Here is a 2248-nt window from a genome sequence, read left to right on the forward strand (position 1 = left end):
CCCGATGACACGGACTGGTTGCGGTTCCACCTCGTGGGAGCGACTAACCCGGTGTACTTCGCCCTGCACGCTCGTCGGCGGATGGCGCTTTACGGGGCCACCCGTGAAGATTTCGCCTTGGTAAAGGCCAAGAACAGCCGCCATGGCGTCCACAACCCGAACGCCCGCTATCCCAAGGAGTACGGCGTCGACGACGTGGCCAGCTCGCCGGTTGTATCTGACCCCTTACGACTGTTGGAGATTTGCGCGACGAGCGACGGGGGTGCCGCCCTCGTGGTCTGCTCGATGGACTATGCGCGGTCTCTCGGTGTCACCGATCCAGTCCGAGTCTCCGGAATCTCGACGGTCACCCCGACCTATCCCGACACGGTGATTGACCTGCCCTACCTGGCCACCGACTCATGGGCGGGTAGCCCGCCCCCGGACCGGGGATTCAAGGAGTCGATCGGTGCACGGGCCTACGCCGAAGCCGGTCTGGGCCCAGAGGACGTGGACGTGGCCGAGGTGTATGACCTCTCTTCGGCCCTGGAGCTGGACTGGTACGAGCAGCTCGGTCTGTGCCCGGTCGGTGAGGCGGAAGCGCTACTCCGGTCCGGTGACACAGAGATCGGTGGGCGAATTCCAGTTAATCCCAGCGGAGGCTTGGGGGCGTTCGGCGAGGCCGTTCCCGCACAGGCGATCGCGCAGGTGTGCGAACTGGCCTGGCAGTTACGGGGCCAAGCCGGCTATCGACAGGTCGAGGGTGCTCGGGTTGGGGTGACGGCCAATCAGGGACTGTTCGGACACGGCTCGTCGGTCGTGGTCCGACGCTAGGAGAAGGGAACGGCCCATGGCCCTACACGAGACGATTGCCGACGGTGTGGCCACTGTCGTCATGGATAACCCACCGGTCAACGCCCTGGGCATCGCCGACACGTACGCCCTGGCGGACCTGTTGGACGGCTACGGAAACCGGGCCGATGTCCGGTCCGTGATCCTGACCGCTGAGGGATACGGTTTCTGCGCCGGGGTGGACATCAAGGAAATTCAGGCCCTGCCGGGCAACGAGGGCATTCTGGGTGCCAACCGCTCCTGTCTCCGGGTTTTTCGGTCCGTCTACGAGTGCGCGGTGCCCGTGGTGGCAGCCGTGAACGGGTTTTGTCTGGGTTCTGGGATCGGTCTGGTCGGTAACGCTGACGTGATCGTCGCTGCCGAAGGTGCGGCATTCGGGTTGCCGGAGGTGGATAACGGAGCCCTGGGTGCTGCCACCCATCTGATGCGCCTGGTCCCCGCCCATCGGGCCCGATGGATGCTCCTGAGTTGTGAACCAGCCTCGGCCGAGGAACTGCACGACTTCGGGTCGGTGCTCCGGGTGGTGACCCCGGATGCGCTTCAAGAGGCGGCTAAGGAGGTCGCCGCGGTCTTGGCGGCCAAGGATCCGACGGTGCTCCGAGCCGCTAAGGCGTCGCTGAACGGCATCGACCCGGTAGACGTACATCGGAGTTATCGCTTCGAGCAGGGTTTCACCTTCGAGCTGAATCTGGCTGGTGCCGGCGACGAGGCCCGGGAGGCGTTCCTACGCGGCGACCGGGAGTCCGACGCGACAGCCGATTGAGCGGAGGAAACCTTGATGGCCAACGTGACGCTGGTCGTGATGGCTGGCGGTTTGGGCAGCCGGTTCGGCGGGGCCAAGCAGTTGGCCGAGGTGGGGCCGAACGGGGAGGCCCTCCTGGACTTCGCTATCCGTGACGCCCGGGCCGCTGGAGTGACACGGACCGTGGTGGTGGCCCGCTCGGACCTGGAGGACAACCTGCGCGCTCACCTGAGGTCGCACCATCCTGCCGACCTGGACCTAGAGGTGGTCCACCAGGACGCCCATGGTCCCTCCCGGGCCAAGCCATGGGGAACCGGCCACGCTTTGGTGGCCGCCGCCGCCGTGGTGGATGGTCCAGTGGTGGTGCTCAACGCGGACGACTTCTACGGCGAGACGGGTGTGTCCCGGGTGGTTCGGGCCGTGGACCGGCAGCCCGAGCGGGCTGTGATGCTGGGTTTCGCCCTGGCCGGCACCCTCCCAGCCGAGGGTCGGGTGTCGCGTGGGATCTGTCGCGTCAGCCAGGGCGGGCGGCTTGAGGGACTGGCGGAAACCCACGGGATCGGGTGGGAGGGGTCAGCAATTACCTCGCGAGACCCGCTGGGTGAGTTGGCACCGGGCACACCGGTGTCGATGAACATCTTTGGTCTACCCCGGTTGGCGCTGGACACCTTGGCT

3 protein-coding genes are annotated in these 2248 nt (G+C 66.3%); all 3 read left to right on the forward strand.

Translation table 11 applies throughout. The features are described 5' to 3' along the window. The coding region (locus MK181_10940) for a lipid-transfer protein (GenBank protein MCH2420313.1) at positions 1-813 on the forward strand (813 nt) is incomplete at its 5' end. A 16-nt stretch (positions 814-829) separates the two neighbouring features. Beyond that, on the forward strand, positions 830-1594 hold the full coding sequence (locus MK181_10945; protein MCH2420314.1) for an enoyl-CoA hydratase family protein: 765 nt from the start codon (positions 830-832) through the stop codon (positions 1592-1594). Positions 1595-1609: 15 nt separating this feature from the next. Beyond that, the coding region (locus tag MK181_10950; protein ID MCH2420315.1) for an NTP transferase domain-containing protein at positions 1610-2248 on the forward strand (639 nt) is incomplete at its 3' end.

The organism is Acidimicrobiales bacterium (genome assembly GCA_022452035.1).
In the GTDB taxonomy this organism is placed as follows: domain Bacteria; phylum Actinomycetota; class Acidimicrobiia; order Acidimicrobiales; family MedAcidi-G1; genus UBA9410.

Bases quoted from the DNA above. Each gene is read 5' to 3' on its own strand.
- MK181_10945 (MCH2420314.1), top strand. From the start codon at position 830: ATGGCCCTACACGAGACGATTGCCGACGGTGTGGCCACTGTCGTCATG.